This is a genomic window from Ginsengibacter hankyongi, assembly GCF_008710285.1.
In the GTDB taxonomy this organism is placed as follows: domain Bacteria; phylum Bacteroidota; class Bacteroidia; order Chitinophagales; family Chitinophagaceae; genus Ginsengibacter; species Ginsengibacter hankyongi.
Genome location: NZ_VYQF01000002.1, coordinates 582,481 through 602,622 on the forward strand (window position 1 = coordinate 582,481; position 20,142 = coordinate 602,622).

19 protein-coding genes are annotated in these 20,142 nt (G+C 36.7%); 7 read left to right on the forward strand and 12 right to left on the reverse strand.

What is annotated here, in order from left to right; genetic code table 11:
* Window positions 1–2: 2 nt before the first annotated feature.
* The 5 genes from FW778_RS11980 to FW778_RS12000 all read right to left on the reverse strand — a co-directional run bounded on the left by FW778_RS11980 (window position 3) and on the right by FW778_RS12000 (window position 3,945).
* Window positions 3–422, reverse strand: a complete 420-nt coding sequence (locus tag FW778_RS11980; protein WP_150414936.1) for an OsmC family protein — start codon at window positions 420–422, stop codon at window positions 3–5.
* A gap of 190 nt (window positions 423–612) precedes the next feature.
* Entirely contained in the window at window positions 613–1,188 is a 576-nt protein-coding gene (lptC, locus tag FW778_RS11985) for an LPS export ABC transporter periplasmic protein LptC (RefSeq protein ID WP_150414937.1), read from the reverse strand.
* Between the two features lie 18 nt (window positions 1,189–1,206).
* Window positions 1,207–2,535, reverse strand: a complete 1,329-nt coding sequence (locus FW778_RS11990; protein WP_150414938.1) for a hypothetical protein — start codon at window positions 2,533–2,535, stop codon at window positions 1,207–1,209.
* A complete protein-coding gene (locus FW778_RS11995; RefSeq protein WP_150414939.1) occupies window positions 2,501–3,235 on the reverse strand; it encodes a type III pantothenate kinase in 735 nt (244 codons plus the stop codon). Before FW778_RS11995 ends, FW778_RS11990 begins: the two co-directional genes overlap by 35 nt.
* A gap of 71 nt (window positions 3,236–3,306) precedes the next feature.
* Window positions 3,307–3,945, reverse strand: coding sequence for an LON peptidase substrate-binding domain-containing protein (locus FW778_RS12000; RefSeq protein WP_150414940.1), 639 nt, complete (start codon window positions 3,943–3,945; stop codon window positions 3,307–3,309).
* Window positions 3,946–4,067: 122 nt separating this feature from the next.
* On the opposite strand from FW778_RS12000, the gene FW778_RS12005 reads away from it, so the two are divergent.
* Window positions 4,068–5,024, forward strand: coding sequence for a glycosyltransferase family protein (locus FW778_RS12005; RefSeq protein ID WP_150414941.1), 957 nt, complete (start codon window positions 4,068–4,070; stop codon window positions 5,022–5,024).
* Here FW778_RS12005 and FW778_RS12010 read toward each other — a convergent pair.
* Window positions 5,014–5,835 (reverse strand): glycosyltransferase, encoded by an 822-nt coding sequence (locus tag FW778_RS12010; protein ID WP_150414942.1) that lies wholly within the window; start codon window positions 5,833–5,835, stop codon window positions 5,014–5,016. The genes FW778_RS12005 and FW778_RS12010 overlap by 11 nt on opposite strands.
* Before the next feature lie 207 nt (window positions 5,836–6,042).
* On the opposite strand from FW778_RS12010, the gene meaB reads away from it, so the two are divergent.
* Window positions 6,043–6,942, forward strand: a complete 900-nt coding sequence (meaB, locus tag FW778_RS12015) for a methylmalonyl Co-A mutase-associated GTPase MeaB (protein ID WP_150414943.1) — start codon at window positions 6,043–6,045, stop codon at window positions 6,940–6,942.
* Between the two features lie 11 nt (window positions 6,943–6,953).
* Here the strand turns inward: meaB and FW778_RS12020 are convergent, their stop codons facing one another.
* A complete protein-coding gene (locus tag FW778_RS12020) occupies window positions 6,954–7,169 on the reverse strand; it encodes a hypothetical protein (protein WP_150414944.1) in 216 nt (71 codons plus the stop codon).
* A gap of 33 nt (window positions 7,170–7,202) precedes the next feature.
* Entirely contained in the window at window positions 7,203–9,014 is a 1,812-nt protein-coding gene (gene typA / locus FW778_RS12025; protein WP_202552198.1) for a translational GTPase TypA, read from the reverse strand.
* A 194-nt stretch (window positions 9,015–9,208) separates the two neighbouring features.
* Between typA and FW778_RS12030 the strand changes: the two genes are divergently transcribed.
* The 4 genes from FW778_RS12030 (at window position 9,209) to uvrB (ending at window position 15,818) form a co-directional block, all read left to right on the forward strand.
* Window positions 9,209–9,481, forward strand: coding sequence for a hypothetical protein (locus FW778_RS12030; RefSeq protein ID WP_150414946.1), 273 nt, complete (start codon window positions 9,209–9,211; stop codon window positions 9,479–9,481).
* 182 nt (window positions 9,482–9,663) lie between these two features.
* Window positions 9,664–11,304: an amidase gene (locus FW778_RS12035; RefSeq protein ID WP_150414947.1), complete on the forward strand. Its 1,641-nt coding sequence runs from the start codon at window positions 9,664–9,666 to the stop codon at window positions 11,302–11,304.
* A gap of 143 nt (window positions 11,305–11,447) precedes the next feature.
* Window positions 11,448–13,676 (forward strand): transferrin receptor-like dimerization domain-containing protein, encoded by a 2,229-nt coding sequence (locus FW778_RS12040; RefSeq protein ID WP_150414948.1) that lies wholly within the window; start codon window positions 11,448–11,450, stop codon window positions 13,674–13,676.
* 114 nt (window positions 13,677–13,790) lie between these two features.
* Entirely contained in the window at window positions 13,791–15,818 is a 2,028-nt protein-coding gene (gene uvrB / locus FW778_RS12045) for an excinuclease ABC subunit UvrB (RefSeq protein ID WP_150414949.1), read from the forward strand.
* Between the two features lies 1 nt (window position 15,819).
* On the opposite strand, the gene FW778_RS12050 is transcribed toward uvrB, so the two are convergent.
* The gene (locus FW778_RS12050) at window positions 15,820–16,368 is read right to left on the reverse strand and encodes a DNA-3-methyladenine glycosylase I (RefSeq protein ID WP_202552199.1); all 549 of its coding nucleotides are present in this window, start codon (window positions 16,366–16,368) and stop codon (window positions 15,820–15,822) included.
* Window positions 16,369–16,493: 125 nt separating this feature from the next.
* Between FW778_RS12050 and FW778_RS12055 the strand changes: the two genes are divergently transcribed.
* Entirely contained in the window at window positions 16,494–17,099 is a 606-nt protein-coding gene (locus FW778_RS12055; RefSeq protein WP_150414951.1) for a GNAT family N-acetyltransferase, read from the forward strand.
* 163 nt (window positions 17,100–17,262) lie between these two features.
* Here FW778_RS12055 and FW778_RS12060 read toward each other — a convergent pair whose 3' ends face one another.
* From FW778_RS12060 to FW778_RS12070, 3 genes are all read right to left on the reverse strand, one after another.
* Complete coding sequence (locus tag FW778_RS12060; RefSeq protein WP_150414952.1) at window positions 17,263–17,682, reverse strand: hypothetical protein; 420 nt, start codon at window positions 17,680–17,682, stop codon at window positions 17,263–17,265.
* 161 nt (window positions 17,683–17,843) lie between these two features.
* Window positions 17,844–18,872 carry an alkane 1-monooxygenase gene (locus FW778_RS12065; RefSeq protein ID WP_150414953.1) on the reverse strand — a complete coding sequence of 343 codons (1,029 nt, stop codon included), beginning with the start codon at window positions 18,870–18,872 and terminating at the stop codon, window positions 17,844–17,846.
* Window positions 18,869–20,113: a radical SAM protein gene (locus FW778_RS12070; RefSeq protein ID WP_150414954.1), complete on the reverse strand. Its 1,245-nt coding sequence runs from the start codon at window positions 20,111–20,113 to the stop codon at window positions 18,869–18,871. The genes FW778_RS12065 and FW778_RS12070 overlap by 4 nt, the downstream gene beginning before the upstream one ends.
* Window positions 20,114–20,142 lie beyond the last annotated feature (29 nt).

Here is a 20,142-nt window from a genome sequence, read left to right on the forward strand (position 1 = left end):
GGTCAGCTAAGCGTAGCTTCCATAGAAATTTCAATATTTGAATTCAGTGATTTTGAAATAGGACAATTTTCTTTTGCATCTTTTGCACACTCGTCAAATTTTTCCTTACTGATTCCGGGAATTTTTGCTTTTACCGTCAGGTGCGATTTTGTAATTGCTCCATCTCCTAATGTAATATCGCATTTTGTTTCAATTGTATCAGCCGTAAAACCTGCTGCATTTAATACAAAACTTAATTTCATAGAGAAGCAGCCAGCGTGCGCTGCGGCTATTAACTCTTCGGGATTTGTTCCGTCTTTCGCCTCACCAAACCTTGTTGCATAGGTAAAAGGAACATCATTTAGAAACTTTGTTTCTGTAGATATTTTCCCATTTCCATCTTTACCTGTTCCATGCCATTCGGCGTTTGCATATTTACTCATAATTTGATTTTTTTGATGATATATAATTATTGGGTTTACATTTTATTGATGATCGATTTTATTATTAACTTTTTTTACTTCGCCAACATAAAATACTTAATGGGAATCCTCTTTTTCCGGTCTCGTACATTCCACAAAATATTTTTACTAAAACAGCTTAAATCCAGGTTGGTTTAAAGGGTCACAAAAATTATTCCGGGAACTCGGCGGAGCTTACTCTGACTCTGCCCCTGCCATTAATGATATGCCAGCTTTTAAAATCCTGGGGGGCATCAAGTCCATCTCCATCTATAATCTGCGAGGGAGTGCGTATCCTCACAGGTTTATCTGTATAAAATTCCTTTCCCGTTTTTGACCTATCCCAATATAATTCATTGCAATAAAGTGTATCGCCTTTTGTATTAAAAACTACTACACTGTCTCTTAAATAAACTTTGCTTTCTGTTTCCATATATCTGCCATAATGCGCATCCAGCTTGCTTTCTATACGTAAACTATCATCATAAAAATCCGCATGTAAAGTTTTTGTAAATTCTATGTAAGGAACGGCTTCCTCGTGCCGCAGCATATAAGGAGCCACCAATTTTGCTTTGGTTTTATTGCCCAGGCTGTAGATAATATTAACCTGTTTAGCTTCTTCAACACCAATTTTTTTTTCGGTAAACTGGTTTAATTCCTTTAATGAATTTTCGCAGGAAACAATAAAAAAGCAGCTCATTATAAAAGCTGCCGTTTTTAAAAATTTATGGTGAATGCTATAATTCATTTTTCATTTTACGAAAAATTATTGGTATTTCTCCCTGGTAAACCAAATATCACTCAATGAAAAACCTACGCCAACTCTAAAAGTATTTTCTTTAATTATATTACTGTTGTTGCCACGCTTTCCGTATTCCAGCGAAAGATTCATAAAGCTATATTGGTGATCATAGAAGCTATGTCTCAACTTAAGAGGGAAAGTACCTCCAAGGCTTATGGTATAAATTGGCATTGAATTATCAACATCTATATAATCATTTCCAAAAGAAAAGCCAGCCCTGTATCGTACATTATTAAAATATTTGGAGGAACCAGTTGGCGAAGGAAAATACTGAATTCCGAACTTGCCAAGCCAACTGTTTTTAACGAAATCTTTTTCTCCAAAAAACCGGTAGGCGTCCCAGTTAGTAGATTCAAAATCTGCTCCTAATAAGACATGCGGCTTTTCTATTGTGAATCCTGCGCCAATCGTAGAAGGCAAAACCACCTTTCCTTTTTGCCCGGCATTTTCAAAAATGCTGTCAATTTTCACAATTGCTCCTGATGTGGAGTTATAGGAAAAGGTTTCCCTTAAATCATCTTTGGTGGCATTGTATTGCCGTTTAAGATTTCCATAAGCTCCAAGGCGAATAAATCCTTCTTTTATTTTTATAGCATATTGCATCCCTGCATCTAGAAAAACACCGCCAAAATGTGTGGTGGTTTGGTAATTAGAGGAATAAAAATAATCGGCCGAATCATTAGCAAGTGAAAGCTTAGTATTATAATCTTTGGATCCAAAAAGATAGCCAGAATTAAAACCCACACTAAAATTTTTAATCTTAAGAGCCGTACCAATAAAAGCTTCGTTTACGCCACCGTTACCTTCATAAATAGTATTGGTAGTATCGTTTGAAATTGATCCGAGATTGCTTACTTTGTAATTGATCCTGCTTATGGGCTTTAAGCCAAAAGTTAGGCCCCAGCCCGTCTGGTTTTTTATCGCTTTTTTATTCCCGTATAATAATGGAAAGCCAACCTGCAAATAGGAAATTATACCATTATTAGACTTAAAGTTTCCTACCGGATTAGTACTATTTATAGTTCGTCCGTCATATTCAATACCTATATCTAATGTGGTTAAAACAAGGTTACCGTAAGTTGCGGGATTAACTGTATTAATTGTAGCGGGATCTGTAACACCCGCTGAAATTCCCCCCATACTGCGATTGGCGATGTTTCCGGCCGGTAAAATATTACCCACGCCATATCTTGAATACGGTGAGTTCTCCTGCGAGAAACAAAACATTGGCAACACGGCAAACAATAAAAAAGTAAGTTTATGTTTTGGTATAATTTGTTTCACTAATTGCATACAGTCCTTTAAATATTAAGTCGGGGTCGGCAAATATCTTGTTTTTAATAAGATGGGCAAAATAGAGGGTGTCTCCACCGGTTAAAAGGACGTTAAAGTTATTGAATTTATCCCTGTATTTATCGATTATTCCATCGATTTCAACTGCGAGGCCCATCAAAATACCGCTTAAAATATTTGTTCGGGTATCGTAACCAATTAATGGAAAATTCCAATCGGGTTTTATAAGAGGAAGTTTGGCAGTGTAAGAATTTAAAGATTTAAAGCGCATCTCCATGCCCGGAGAAATACTTCCTCCTATGAAACTATTGTAGTTATTTATGAAATTATAAGTAACGCAGGATCCAAGTCCGATTACAAGATTGTTTTTGCCCGGGTGGAAATACACAGCCGCAGCCGCAAGCGCCAGCCTGTCTGCACCGATGGTTTCAGGTTTACCTACAGGCGTTGTAAACGGTAAAATTGATTGTGAACTTAATTTATGAAATGATGATTTTTCTGCAAGAATTCTCTCCATCTCAATATTATGATCAATAACTGACGAAAGAATTGTTTTTTCAGGAAAATATTTTTTTAATAATTCTTCAATAGTTGAATTGTTGCTATCAGCCAAAGAAAATACTTCAGCTAGTTGATCATTTTTAAATACACCACATTTAAGGCGTGTATTTCCAAAATCAAAACATAAAGTTGTATTCAAATAATTTTTTTTAAGTAACCGAAGTGAATTTATAAAATCGTCTATTCGCGTTTATAATTAGCAAAATAAGTTTAAGAAATATTAAAGCCGCTTATGTTTTTAAAATGGCCATTCAATTTTATTTTTTCTTTCAACAATTCCATTTCAGCAACGACCGGTAATACTTTGGCAAGATGCCGTTTTAAATATTCCTGGCGCTGCAATTCATTTGTAAGAGAGAGAAATTCATATTCTTCTTCCAGTGTAAGACCTGCATGATGTGCTACATCATAGCTGCTCAATTGATCTTCCTCTTTATGAAAAGGTTTATTTACTTTAAGCAGCTTGTGTAATTCTTTGATAGCTGCAACTACTTTATTCATCAGCAATTTTTTTCCATGATCGGAGTTTGCGGGATAACTTACAATGGCCCCGCTGTACAATTTATCGGGTACCTCATTAATTATTTCCAAAACCCTGAAAACTTTTTGACCTTTGGTTTTTATATCCATTTCACCGTTATCGTACAATTTTGAAATCTCTACAATATCAACAAGCGTACCCAGTTCATTCACTTTATTATTAATTACAACGGGCATTCCAAAAGGCTTTTTTTGATCAAAACATTCTTTAATCAGCTGCTTATATTTTGGTTCAAAAATATGTAGGTTTAAATCTTCTCCGGGATACACAACAATAGATAAAGGAAATATGGGAACGAAATTGGTCATCTAAATAATTTTTGAGAACTGCAAATTTACGAATGCATCAATAAACCGAAAACTAATTATGATTCATAAAAATATTCAGGTAATTTTTAATCTTTACATTTGAAACAACCAAACGTTACAATATGTTTATTAGTGGATTTAGCATGGTAAGAAATGCCACTAAATTATATTATCCTGTAAGAGCTTCTATCGAATCTATCTTGCCAATTGTTGATGAATTTGTAATTGCATTAGGTAGTGGTGATGCAGATGATCACACTTTGGAAGAGATACAAAATATTCAATCAGGTAAAATTAAAATTATACATACGGAATGGGATCTCAAAAAATATCCCGGCGGCGGTGAATATGCCCATCAAACAGATATTGCTAAAGAACATTGTAAAGGAGATTGGTTATTTTATTTGCAAAGTGACGAAGTGATACACGAAAAATATTTGCCTGCAATTAAAAAGAGATGCGATGAACTCTTAACTAATAGAGAAGTGGAGGGATTATTATTTAACTATAAACATTTCTGGGGCGATTATTCTCATTACATCGTTTCTCATGCATGGTATCCGAAAGAAATAAGAATTATTCGTAACAACCCGGAAATACATTCGTGGCGGGATGCACAGTCGTTTCGTCGTATTCCTGCTTTTAATGGAGTTAATTATTTTCAGAAAGACAATACCTATAAACTTAAAGTGGCAGAGGTAGATGCCTGCGTGTATCATTACGGATGGGTGAGGCCGCCGGAAATGATGCAGAAGAAAAGAGTTTCTTTTGAAACACATATGCAGGGAAACGAAAAAGCTGTTTCAATTTTTAAAGAGGAGCCTGATGTCTTTGATTATGGAGATATAAGTAAGCTTTGTATTTTTAACGAAACGCACCCGGAAGTGATGAGAGATTTTATAAAAAAATTTAACTGGCAAAACCAGTTATATCCTCACAACAGCCAATTAAAAAAACATAAGCACGATAAATTTAAGTATCGATTGTTAAGTTTTATTGAACAAAAATTTTTAAAGGGAAATCAAATCGCAGGATTTAAAAATTATGAATTGATTCATCCAAAACCAGCTAACCAATAACGTCTTTATACAACGCTTCCGTTTTATCACCCCATTTTTCTTTTATTGAAATAATATTTTTTTGATCTGCAAATGGGATAACATTTTTTGAACGAAGTGTTAAACGCTGGAAGTGATGAATGTAAACTCCCAATGCTAATTGCAAAGGCTTTATATCATGATATTGGACAGCCCTTTCTTTTGTTCGAAAAAAAAGATCAAAGTCTGCAACCTGCAAACGTTCATCCCATATTCCTATTTTTTCAAAAGCCGATTTTTTAATTAGAATACATGAGCCGCTAAATCCTTCAACTACGGCATCTTTAAAGGTTTCATATCGTGCATTACAAAATTTATCGAAGTCGCCATACATCCATTTTACCATCCGTTTAAGGCTTCTCACATTGATGCCTGAAAGTGCTCGTATAAAGTATTTAATCCGCTTCCATTTTTTATGCATCTTCTTTTGCACTATCTTATTTTCAAGGTGATCATTGGTTGCAAAAGAGATTACTTCAATTGCCTTATCATTCATTATTTGCAAAATTTTTTTATCCCATTCTTTTGAGACAAGAATATCATTATTAAAAAAAGCGAGGTAGTGATATTTGGCAACTGCAATTCCCTGGTTCTGGCAATGTGGGTAAGAATAATTTTCCTCATTAGGTATAAACACATCTGCTTTATCTTTAAAAAATTCTTTGCTTCCATCAGTGGAATTATTATCAATAACAATCAATTCAAAAGGCAATGAGGAATTCTTTTGTAAAGTTTCATAAAACAATTTATTCATGTTGAGTTGGTTATGAACAGATGTTATAATACTTATCATAATTGAATAAATTGATATGCAGCAAAAATAAAGTAGTTTAGTTTTTTTAAATTGGTTGGTTATATATTAACTGTTTTTCTTTTGCATAAATTATAATCTTGTACTTATAAAATAAAATATAATAGATAGAGTTACGCTCATTCGATTGTTAGTAGAACAATGCCAGTAATCGAAACTGTGGTGCAGCGTTATTTAATCTTTTAGCATATGAATTCAATTACCAATATTGAAGATCTAAAACAGGGCGATTTTAAAACCATTTCCCGCACTATTTCTTTAGTTGAAAATGAAGTGCCCGGCTATGAAGATATTCTTAAACAACTGCAATCAACTCCAACAAAAATTATTGGTATTACAGGAGCGCCTGGTGCCGGTAAAAGTTCTTTGGTTGATGCATTAATTGCCCAAATAATTAAAGATCAAAAAAAAGTAGCCGTACTTTGTGTAGATCCATCTTCACCCTTTAATAAAGGTGCATTGCTTGGCGATAGAATCAGGATGAGTGAATGGTACAATCATCCAAATGTATTTATCCGTTCATTGGCGAGTAAAGGATCACTGGGCGGCTTGCACCCAAAAATTATAGAGATTACTGATGTATTGAAAGGAGCAGATTTTGATTATATCATTATAGAAACTGTTGGCGTTGGCCAGAGCGAAGTAGATATTGCCGCACTCGCAGATATTACAATTGTTGTGTTGGTCCCTGAAGGAGGAGATGTAATTCAAACCATGAAAGCAGGGTTAATGGAAGTCGCAGATGTTTTTGTAGTTAATAAATACGATAGGCCGGATGCGGCTATATTTTATAATAATTTAAAGCAAATGCTGGCACCGGCATTTCATCATTCAGCGAAAGAAATTCCCGTTTTAAAAACAATTGCCTCTCAAAAAGAAGGCGTGAAAGAATTGTATACCATAATTTCCGGATGGGAATATGATAAAGATAAAAAGCAACAGCTTGAATTAATAACTGAAAAAGTATGGTCAATAATTCAGAATAAAAAAATGAAAGAAATTAATAAAGATGAACTAAAAAAAGAATTATCAGCGGTTGCTTCAATGCCGGAATTCAACATGTATCAATTTGCGGCAAAATATTATTGAACCCGCAAAGATTAACGGTTACCCTTCCACCACCTATAACCAATAATACCAATAGCTGCATAGGGGATCATCATTAAATAAATAATTCCTGAATTAAAACCTTCCGCAGGTTTGGTACCCATTTGCTGAACAGACTTAGCGCAGATGGAACACTGCGCCATCAAATGGTTACTCACGAGGAATGAAAGAAAGATTGTGGCGAAAAATATAATAAAAAATTTCTTCATAAACATTTACAAAGTTACTTTGAATTTTTAACATCAACTCACCTGTTCCACCTGAGCCTTTTGTACTTTTTTCCTGTCGTCTTCATTCAAAATCACTTTCCGCATACGAATAACTTTTGGAGTTACTTCAATACATTCATCATGTTGAATATATTCCATACATTCTTCAAGGCTCATCTGGGTTTTAGGAGCAATACGTGAGGCATCATCACTGCCGCTGGCACGGTGGTTGGTTAATTTTTTAGGTTCTGTCGCATTTACGACAAGATCTCCTGGCTTAATATGTTCTGCTATTATTTGACCGGTGTAAACTTCTTCTCCCGGATCAACAAAGAATCTTCCGCGATCCTGCAATTTATCAATAGAATACCCGGTGGTTTTTTCCTGGTTCTTTGAAATTAATACGCCGTTATTTCTTCCGGGAATATACCCTTTCCATGGTTTGTATTCAAGAAATCTGTGTGCCATCACCGCTTCGCCTGCAGTATTGGTAAGCATATTGGAACGCAGGCCAATTAAGCCTCTCGAAGGAATCTCAAATTCAAGATGCTGCATTTCACCTTTGCTTTCCATAATGAGCATTTCACCTTTACGTTGTGTAACAAGGTCTATTACACGACCACTATATTCACCAGGCACATCTACTACAAGATTTTCGTAAGGCTCACATTTTTTACCATCAATTATTTTTGTAATTACCTGTGGTTGCCCTACAGTTATTTCATAACCTTCACGGCGCATGGTTTCTACGAGGATACTTAAATGCAATATTCCGCGTCCGTATACCATAAAACTTTCAGCACTATCGGTGGGGCTTACACGAAGAGCAAGATTTTTTTCCAGTTCTTTTTCAAGCCTGTCTTTCAAATGGCGGGAGGTTACAAATTTGCCGTCTCTGCCATAAAAGGGCGAATTATTAATGCTGAACTGCATGTTCATCGTAGGCTCATCAACACTTATTACCGGCAAGGCTTCGGGATTTTCAAAATCGGCAAGTGTTTCACCGATATTAAACCCTTCAATTCCTACCACTGCACAGATATCACCCGCGCTCACTTCACTTACTTTCTTTTTACCCAGTCCTTCAAAAACATACAATTCCTTTACCCTGCTTTTTTGAACGCTTCCATCGAGCTTCATTAATGAAAGTGGCTGGTTATCTTTTATAACTCCTCTCGCAACTTTACCTACTGCAATTCTTCCCAAAAAAGAAGAATAATCCAATGAAGTGATTTGCATTTGGAGATTTCCCTCCGGCGTTAATGGAGCCGGAACTTTTTCGAGTATAATATCTAATAAAGGAAAAATATTGTCCGTTGGTTCGAGCGTTGTATTCATCCAGCCTTGCTTGCTGGAACCATAGATTGTTGGAAAATCGAGTTGTTCTTCTGTTGCATCCAGGTTAAAAAATAATTCAAACACCGCATCATGAACTTCGTCCGGACGGCAATTGGGTTTATCTACTTTATTAATTACCACAATCGGATGCAATCCCAATTGCAAAGCCTTTTGTAAAACAAAACGGGTTTGAGGCATTGGCCCTTCAAAAGCATCAACTAACAAAAGAACACCATCGGCCATCTTTAAAACACGCTCCACTTCACCGCCAAAATCACTGTGACCAGGAGTATCAATAACATTTATTTTAACACCTTTATAAGTAACTGAAACATTTTTACTGAAGATGGTAATGCCACGTTCTCTCTCAAGATCGTTGCTATCCATAATTAATTCGCCGGTTTCCTGGTTATCGCGAAAAATATTTGTTGTGTGCAAAATCTTATCAACTAATGTGGTTTTTCCGTGATCAACGTGCGCTATTATCGCTATATTCCTTATTTCCATAATTAAATTTTATCCTAAAAATTCAAAATGACAATATTCTGAATTTTTTAAGTGTGCGAAGGTACGCTAATTCAGTTTCATGGCAAGCATAAAAGCGGAGTTAACGCAAAATTTAACCGCTCCTTAAGTAGCGAAAACTGTCAAAAATTTTTTTGGAGTTTAATTTGATAATAGTTACAGTACAAATTTTAGGAATGAAAAGAAAACTTCCCTCACTTAAAGTATGTGTTCTTTTGGACATTATTGGGTGTTTAAGTTATGTTATGCTTCCTTTTGGCCCAATTTGGGCTGTTCTTTCGGGCATTATATTTTATGTTCTTTTTGGAAGAAAATTTGGAATGCTTGGCGGTATTTTTTCGTCCCTCGAAGAGTTATTCCCCGGAATAGATTTAATACCAACATTCACTCTTGCATGGCTTATAAGAAAATATGAGATTGAACAATTGCGTTTGAAACAATATCCATAGCCAATCTCATTGCGCTTTTGTGGAAACCATTTATATAAACAGGGTTGCAGTTTAATACAACAATTAGTGAATTCATTTCTTATTGGATGCCTATTGCATTTATAATCCCCGTTTACTGCTCAACTAATTAAGTGGAATTATGTTTCGATAAAATCATTAGTTTTAAACCTAAACAGACTTCAATGAGAAAATTATTGTTTTTTTCCTTTCTTATTTCCAATATTTGTTTTGCCCAGGATAGTATTACGATTCCGGACATTGCATCTGCAGAAAAAATCATTAGCATGCATTTTACACAAGCCAAAGAGGATTCTCTTTTAAGTGCAGTACAGGCCAAGGCGAAAGAATATGATAAAATGCATCTTTATTCGTTGGACAATTCAATTCCTATGACGATGGCAGAAAGTCCTTTGCTTCCTTATATGGATTTAAATAAAAGACAGCAGCCTGTTAACTTTTCTATTCCTAAAGGAATAGAAATGCCTGCCAATAAAAATGATCTTGCTTTTTATTCCATTCCGCAATTAGCTTCCTTAATTAAAAATAAAAAAATAAGCTCTGTTGAGCTCACTAAATTTTTCATTGACAGATTAAAAAAATATGGAGATACGCTTCAATGCGTAATTTCACTAACTGAAGATATTGCTATGAAGCAGGCCGCAGAAGCCGATAAAGAAATCGCAGCGGGAAAATATCGTGGATTATTACACGGCATCCCTTACGGGTTAAAAGACCTTTTTGCTGTGAAAGGAACAAAAACTACGTGGGGGGCAGAGCCATATAAAGACCAGGTTATAAATACTGACAGTTACGTGTACACGAAATTAAAACAAGCGGGTGCAGTACTTATTGCCAAATTAACTTTAGGTGCCTTAGCTATGGATGATTACTGGTTTGGTGGCAGAACAAAAAATCCATGGAACATGCTGGAAGGTTCCAGTGGCTCTTCTGCAGGTTCAGCAGCGGCAACCGTTGCAGGGCTTGTTCCTTTTGCAATCGGAACAGAAACTTATGGTTCAATTATATCACCATCTACGGTTTGCGGCGCAACAGGATTGCGGCCTACATTTGGTTCCGTAAGCAGGAGTGGCGCAATGACACTATGCTGGAGTCTGGATAAAGCCGGGCCTATTTGCAGAAGCGCAGAAGACGCGGCAATTGTTTTTAATTATTTGCACGGAACCGATAAATTGGACGCTGCTGCCGTAAACATGCCGTTTAATTATACGGCCAAAGCTGATTTATCGAAACTGAAAATTGCTTATGCAAAAAATTATTTTGGCAAAAAAGATACGCTCGGAAATGAAGATGCAGTTTTAGATGTATTCAGGAAAGCTGGTGCACAACTGATTCCAGTTGAGTTTCCTGATTCCGGCATTTATAATTTTGATATCATTGGTATTGTTATAGGTTCAGAAAGTGCTGCAGCTTTTGATGGTTTTACAAGAACCGGTTTGGACGATAAAATGACAAGACAGGGAAAAGGCGAATGGCCGAATTATTTCAGGGCCGCAAGGTTTATTCCTGCTGTGGAATACGTCAATGCTAACAGGCACCGCTACCAGCTAATGCAAAAAGTAAATGATGTTATAGAAAAATATGATGTAATCATTTGCCCCACATGGGTAGGAAACCAGGCTGCTATAACTAATTTAACCGGCCATCCTGCTATTAGCATCCCAACTGGATTTAATAAAGAACACACGCCTACCAGCATTACACTTGTCGGTAAGTTGTTTGATGAGGCAACACTACTTGCCATTGCGAAGGTTTACCAGGATGCAACTCAATGGAACAAAATGCATCCACCATTTTTTAAATAAGTACAGAGAGTGAATAAAAAACCAAGAAGTTTATCAAAGTGAATTTTATACTAGCATTTGTAGAAACCTTCCTGGTTTGCCACCTTTATTTTTATAAATTGAAACTATCTTAGCCTGAACCTAAAAAAATTAAATTACCATACATGAAGAAAATTCTTTTACCTCTTTTATTACTTTTTATCATTCAAATTTCATTTAGCCAAACAAAACAAATCACCGGCTTCTATGAAAAAAATGTAGATAGGCAATTAAATCTTGAATCTTCTTTTGATAAAAATTTAAGCAGGGAAAATATCGGTGAAACTATTAAAAAGCTATCTGCAGTTCCTCACCACATTAGCTCTCCGGGAAGTAAGGCAAATGCGGAATACATTTTAAGTCTTTATAAAAAGTGGGGATGGGATGCTCAAATAGAAACCTTCCATGTACTGTTCCCAACACCCAAAACAAGAATATTAGAGATGACTTCTCCTACATCTTATAAAACCATATTAAAAGAACCTTCCCTAAAAGAAGACGCCACGAGTGGACAATCAGGGCAATTACCTACCTATAATGCATATAGTGCGGATGGTGATGTAACAGGCGATCTTGTTTTTGTAAACTATGGTTTGCCACAGGATTATGAGGTGCTGGATAAAATGGGTATTGATGTAAGAGGAAAAATTGTAATTGCAAAATATGGCAATAGCTGGAGAGGAACCAAGCCTAAAATAGCCCAGGAACACGGTGCAATAGGTTGCATCATTTATAGCGACCCGATGGATGATGGATACTTTCACGGTGACGTGTACCCGAAAGGCGCTTTCAAAAATGAATATGGAGTGCAAAGAGGTTCTGTAATGGATATAGTTATTTATCCCGGCGATCCTTTAACTCCGGGTATTGGTGCAACTGAAGATTCAAAAAGATTAGACAGGTTGCAGGCACCTAATCTTTTAAAAATACCTGTATTGCCAATAAGTTATCACGATGCAACGCCTTTACTTGAAGCGTTGGAGGGACCTGTAGCTCCTGATAATTGGCATGGTGGTTTGCCCTTTGCTTACCATATTGGTCCTGGTAAAACAAAAGTTCACTTGAAAGTTGCATTCAATTGGGATATTGTTCCATGCTATGATGTTATTGCAAAAATTCAGGGATCTAAATTTCCGGATGAATGGGTGATACGTGGTAATCACCAGGATGCGTGGGTAAATGGAGCAACCGATCCAATTAGCGGGCAGGCTGCACTGTTAGAAGAAGCAAAATCAATTGGTGATCTTTTAAAAACAGGATGGAAACCAGATCGCACTTTAGTGTATTGCGCATGGGATGGCGAAGAGCCTGGCTTATTGGGTTCTACAGAATGGCTGGAAGAACATGAAAAAGAACTGCAAAAAAAAGCTGTTGTGTATATTAATACCGACGATTATGAGCGTGGCTTTTTATTCGTTGAAGGCTCTCATGCACTGGAACCTTTAATGGATGAGATTTCGAAAACAGTTGTTGATCCCGAAACTAACGTAAGCGTATTCGAAAGAAGAAAGGACCACGATGCAATATCGGCTGGAAGCGCTGATGCAACGAAAAAAATATTAGATGAAAAAGAATTGAAATTAGGGGCGATGGGTTCTGGCTCTGATTATTCTTCTTTTATTCAACATGCAGGAATACCTGCACTGAACCTGGGATATGGTGGCGAAGGAGGTGGTGGAGAATATCATTCTATCTATGATTCTTATTATGATTTTACAAAGTTTAAAGATCCTGGTTTTCAATATGGAGTTGCATTGGCAGAAACCGCCGGGCACGCAGTTCTAAGGATCGCCAATGCAGATGTATTGCCTTTTGATTTTACTCATCTATATAAAACAATTTCGGGTTATTCTGATGAATTAATGGCACTCCTAAAAACCACGAGGGAATCCACAGAGATAGAAAATCAACTAATTAATTCCGGCGATTATAAAGTAGGAGAAGATCCTACAAAGAAGTATAACATTCCTGTTGCAAAGTCAGAAGTTCCATTTCTTGATTTTTCGCCATTGCAAAATGCATTGACACAATTGAAAAAAAATACTGATATTTTGGAGGCAGCTTATCAGGATAAAATAAAAACGAATAATGTTAGCGAATCTTTTAATCAATCACTTTACCGGGCGGAACAACAATTATTAACGGAAACAGGGTTACCGCGAAGAGCATGGTACAAACACACCATATATGCTCCGGGATTTTACACGGGTTACGGCGTAAAAACTATGCCCGGTATTCGTGAAGCCATTGAGCAAAGAAACTGGAAAGAAGCTCAGGAACAAATTGAAGTATATGCTAAAGCTATTATGAGACTTGCAGAATATTTGAATGATGTTGCAATGGCAAATAAGTAATTGTCGTTGAGAAATACCCGGTTACGGAAAATGGAAACACATTCTTTAATAGCGATCCAGTCTTTGTTTTCATAACATTTATTTTCATATTTCAGTTGTAAATTGCATATCCCTATGCCTTTTCAACTTAATTCATCATATCAGCCGGCAGGCGATCAGCCACAGGCAATTGAACAATTAACACGTGGCTTGTTAGAAGGAGAAAAATACCAGACGTTGTTAGGTGTAACCGGTAGTGGTAAAACTTTTACCATGGCCAATGTAATTCAAAATGTACAAAAGCCGACTCTTGTGCTTACACATAATAAAACATTGGTAGCACAGTTATATGGCGAGTTCCGGCAATTCTTCCCTGATAATTCTGTAGGATATTTTGTTTCTTATTATGATTATTATCAGCCTGAAGCGTATATGCCTGTCAGTGATACTTACATTGAAAAAGACCTGAGCATAAACGAAGAACTTGATAAATTAAGACTTGCGGCAACATCGCAATTATTAACCGGCAGAAGAGATATCATTGTTGTGGCGAGTGTAAGCTGTATTTATGGTATTGGTAACCCGAAAGATTTTGCTGAAGGTGTTGTACGAATCAAAGAAGGACAAACAATAAGCCGACAGGGGTTTTTACATTCATTGGTTAATGGATTGTATTCACGCACGCAAGGTGATTTTGCAAGGGGCACATTCAGGGTGAAAGGTGATACAGTTGATATCAATCTTCCGTACATGGATAATGGTTATCGCATTACTTTTTTTGGGGATGAAATTGAAAGTATTGAAACGCTCGAACTCAGTACCGGTAAAAGGATTTCGAAAGTTGATGATGCGGCCATATTTCCGGCAAATTTATATATAGCGCCAAAAGATAAACTGCAACAGATACTTGCAGAAATACAAGATGAGGCTGCAAGGCAAACGGAATATTTTAAAAGTACAGGAAAGTATATTGAAGCACAAAGAATTTCAGAACGGGTGAATTATGATATTGAAATGATCCGTGAATTGGGATATTGTAACGGCGTTGAAAACTATTCAAGATTTTTTGACAGGAGAGAGCCAGGTACAAGGCCTTTCTGTTTGCTGGATTATTTTCCACCCGACTTTTTATGTGTAATTGATGAGAGCCACCAAACTATTCCACAGGTCAGTGGTATGTACGGCGGTGACCGGTCACGAAAATTAATTTTAGTAGATTATGGTTTTCGTCTACCCTCTGCGTTAGATAACCGCCCGTTAAACTTTAATGAGTTTGAAAGTATGCTCAACCAAACTATTTATGTAAGTGCAACTCCTGGGGATTATGAATTGGAAAAAACTGGAGGTATAGTGGTAGAGCAGGTTGTGCGGCCAACGGGTTTATTAGATCCGCCGATAGAAATCCGTCCTTCCGTAAACCAGATTGATGATTTGCTGGATGAAATTGATAAACGGGTTACTAAAGGTGATCGTGTCCTCGTAACAACATTAACCAAGCGTATGGCCGAAGAGATGGATAAATATTTACACCGTATCAACATTAAATCAAAATATATCCATAGTGAAGTTGATACGCTGGAGAGAATCGAAATTCTGCGCCAGCTAAGGCTCGGGGAAATTGATGTATTGGTAGGCGTAAACCTTTTGCGTGAAGGACTAGACCTTCCAGAAGTTTCATTAGTAGCCATTTTGGATGCCGATAAAGAAGGCTTTCTTCGTAACGAAAGATCACTTACTCAAACTGCTGGTAGGGCTGCCCGTAATATTGATGGGTTGGTAATTTTTTATGCAGATACTATCACAGAAAGCATGCAAAAAACGATTGATGAAACTACTCGCAGAAGAGAAAAACAGATTCAATATAATATTGAACACGGCATAACCCCGAAGACGATTAAGAAATCGATTGACCAAATAATGGGACAAACCTCTGTGTTGGATATCAAAGGAACAACTGCCTCACCTTATGCAGCCGACGATCTTATAACTATTGCAGCAGAAGAACAGGTTGAGTACAAAACAATTCCTCAACTGGAGAAAGCAGTAACTAACATAAAGCGCCAAATGGAGAAAGCCGCACGGGACCTGGATTTCATGGAAGCCGCAAGATTAAGGGATGAGATGTTTAGAATGCAGAAAGAGTTGGAGGAAATGAAAAACTAAATTATTTCTTCAAAAACGCTGGCTTCGCCTTCATCACTTTTTTATAAACAGCACAACTCTCAACATGTGCCCCTGGCAAATAACCAGTGCTCATTAAAAATTCATTTACAATTTCACCTCCTGTAAACCTGAAAGTGGTTTTAAATATTTTCACCCATTCATCTTTTGTTTTTGGATGATGATGATCGATCCAATTTTTGAAAGAACCAAATTCTTTTTGAATATTTAAAAGCGTTTTTGCATTTTCAATTGCTGCATTTATTTTTAAACGGTTACGGATTATTCCTGCATCATTCATTAATCTTTCAAAATCTTTTTCTTTAAAGGCAGCTACTTTTTTAATATTGAAATTTTTGTACGCCTTTCTAAAATTTTCCTGTTTGTTTAAGATAGTTGACCAACTTAAACCTGCCTGGTTTATTTCAAGAATAAGCCTTCCAAATAATTCATCGTCGTTATCTATTGGAAATCCATAAGCGGTATCATGATAAATTTTGTGTACGTTATTTTTGTCCATTGTGCTAACTGCATCGCAATAAGTTGTGGCCATATCAATTGAATTGTTTTAGAAGTAGTTTAAAAGAATTATAAAATATGTTGTTTGTAGGGTTTTAAAATTAAAAAAAATTATAACGACGCCTGTATCTTTAATTTCAATAATAAAAATAGAATAGTATGCTGGAACAATTTGATTGCACTAAAGAATATGTCCTTGAAGATGATCGGGCAATACTTCGTCCTTTACAGCAGGAAGATAAAATTCACCTGCTGCCATTTTCCTTAAATGAACCTTACTTGTGGAAATATTCTTTGGCGGGCGCAGAAGGCGAAGAAGGTTTGCAGAATTATATGAACATTACTTTTAGAGCGAGAGCTGAAGGAAAAGAATATCCCTTCATCGTATTTGATAAACTAACCAATGAATATGCAGGCAGCACAAGATTTTATGATATTCAAAATGAGTTAGAAACGGTACAATTAGGCTACACATGGTATGGAACAAAGTTCCAGGGAACGGGATTGAATAAGCATTGCAAATACCTTCTTTTATCATTTGCTTTTGAACGTATGGGCTTTGAGCGATTTGAATTGAGAGCGGATAATAACAATGTAAGAAGTATTGCCGCAATGAAATCGCTTGGATGTAAGGTTGATGGTATTCTTCGCAAAAATATGCCCACACGCGAAACTGGGATAAGAAGAGACAGCATTGTTTTAAGTATTTTAAGAGATGAATGGTTTGGGGGAGTGAAAGAAAATCTTTTTATGAGATTGACCTGATTTCAAAAAATGTTGCATAGAAGTGGTTCAAATTATAATAACTGATCAATAACTCCCCACATTATTTTCCTCTTATTGTTCTTGTTTGCCAACCTTGGGCCGAAAGGTAATAGGCAAGCCAAATCGTAAAAGAAGAGCTTGTGCCCTTAGCGAAAATGATTTTTTAAAAGATCCATTTTACATCGACTTTTCCATTGGTTAGATTAATCATCTGTTGACTTTTATTTTGTAATTCAAGGTCAAATCTTCCAATTATTCTGCATGTCTTGTAACTAAACGGTCCGAAAAGCCAGTCGGTACCACTGACAGTTTTGCAATCTGTTCTTCTCAAATCAAGGTTGCCAGACTTGTAGAAGTAAACTCTTTCTGAATCTATTGCCTGGTAATTCCCGGCTGTGTCTGTTGCCACCAGGTTACAACCCGCTTGTTCATTAATAAATAAATATTGATATTCTGGTACCAGGTAAGCACAGCCAGTGCGTGGGAATGAGATATTTCCGCCGAAAACATCTGGCATGAAAATAACCAAACCAGGATCACCGGTGGCGGGACCGGTTAAATTTGCCAGAAATAAATCGCCCATATTTGAATAGAATGTGCCGTTATATTCGAAAGTAACCAGGTTAGGGGAATCGGAATTGGAATTGTCGTGATGATCTTTTTTACAGGCCGTAAGCGCAACAATTAATATCGTAATCGGAAGAAGATTTTTTTTTTATTTTCATAATGAAGTAATTTTTTAAGTTATGCTTTAACGGGGTTAATTCTTTTATTCATCATTCTAAACCACAATGGCGGAACAAGGGCAAGCAATATCATAAAAGAATATCCTGCCGGATGTGACGGTGACTCTTCATGTTGTGAAAGCTTGTCAAATGAACGGTTGGGGTGCATGTGGTGATCCGCATGACTTTCCAGTTGAAAAAGGTTAATCAATCTGTTATAGCGGCCGGTGTTCCACGCATGATGTGCATTCAGTCTTTCGTAACCACCTGCGTTCAATTTTCTCATTAAGCCATAATGCTGCAGGTAATTTATAATGTGCAGTAATGCTATAGCCCCGATGTTTTGCAATAAAAAAAATAAAAGTGAAATTGCTCCAAGTGTAAAAAATATTATCAGCATCATTCCAACCTGCAGGAATCCAAACAATAACATACGGCTACGCATAATCGAAAATTTACCGGAAGCACGGCCGGATTTTTTTGTATCTATATTCCATGCATTTTTATACGTGCCTTTTACTGCCCGGAATAAATAAAAATATAAGGGCTCGCTAATGCGTGCCGTATGCGGATCTTCGGGCGTGCAGGTATATACGTGATGTCCCCAAACGTGCTCGATACCATAATGCATATAGTTATTTTGCAACAGCAATAAATAACCAGCTACCTGTTCCGTTCTTGTAAAGCGATGGATAAACTCATGCGCAAGTGTGAAACCCAATACTCCATTTACAATGCCAACCGATAGTGCGAGTCCGATAAATGAAACCGTTGTAATTGTTGCTGTGCCTGCAACATACACGGCCCATGCGGTTAAAACAATAAGCACCGGAACAAAAATTAGGGCAACATATTTATATGCTGATGAAGAATAATGACATTCTCTTTCTGTATTATTTTTTAAAGCAGGCCATAAAAAAAAGTTACTTAGCGGGTAAACAACAAAACAACATAAGGGAACAAGAAAATTCCACCAACTACCAAGCAGGTAGCCAGCTATGACCAAAGCGGGAATAAACAGGAAGATCAAATAGTTTACCGGTTTCATTGCTCTACATTTTTACATGAATTGATAAAAGCACTACAGCCTCCCTTAAGCATATTGGTTAAGTTTTCTTCAATCGGATCATGCAAGGCAGAAAACAACTTGTGCCTGCAAAACGTACAATTGTGCACATCTCCGTCTGTGTCTACATACAAAAAATATTTCCCCCCGCCAGCGCACCCTGTCCGACGGCTGTAAAATCCGTGGTAAAGAACAGAAGGATAGTTGACATAATCTTTATTGTAGTTGTAGGTAATATAGAAATCTTCCGGAACTGCAATTTGCCGTTCACTTAAGTGCACATCTTTTTCGGCGTAATGTCCTACTGCTCTCGGTTCAAGTACTTGGATAAACGAAATGCCCCGACCCTTTGCTAATTCAGCATATCGTGATAAATTTTTCCTGCTGATAAATTCCTTTGTTGCGCATAATGACAAACATGCCACGAGATTGTTTTTTCTTGCATTGGCAACCGCCTTTTCGGCCCATTCAAAGGCATTCATCATACCGCGAAACTTATTATGCAATTCGGGCATCCAATGATCGAGACTTACTATAATGCCAGTAAGGCCATGTCTTTTTAGTAAGGTTGCCCGTTCTTCTGTGAGGTGATAGCCGGAGGTGTACAGCCAAACTTTTGTTTCCTTTTTTATATTTTTTAATAGATAAATAATATCATCCAGTCGGTTCAATGGTTCGCCCCCACTCAACTGCAACTGGGTAATTCCTGCTTCCTCGAAAGAATGGACGATCGATAAAAGATTTTCCCTGCTCAGCGTTTCAGGTTTGTTTAAAGCATCCCATTCAAAACAGTGCTCGCATTGATAACCGCATTTTTTTGTAACGCCAAAAACTATTGTATCTAAAGTTAAGGGCCCAGATAAAGGGTCCAGCTTCTTTATGTTATTTACTATGTATTTAGAAAAAGCCTTTGACGGCCAGCCGGGTGCATTGAGACTGTAATAATATTTGTTATCAACTTTTGCATATTTCAAAATAGAATGACCTTCCCTGGAATTATCTCTTAATTGTTTTAATTTTTTCATAGCCCTTACAGCCTTTATCGGATTCTCTGTAATCTGTAAGGCGCATAGGAAAATATTTACCCAGATACATACTTTAATAATTTTCTTATGCAATCCATAAATCATAGGTGTTGGTAATGCTTCTGTCTTATCTGTATTAAGAGATCTTTTGACGGGTAAAGCAGTGCTCAAATTTTTGACTGCTGTAATTGTTTGCATAAAAAGATTTTGTATTAAAAATTTATGTC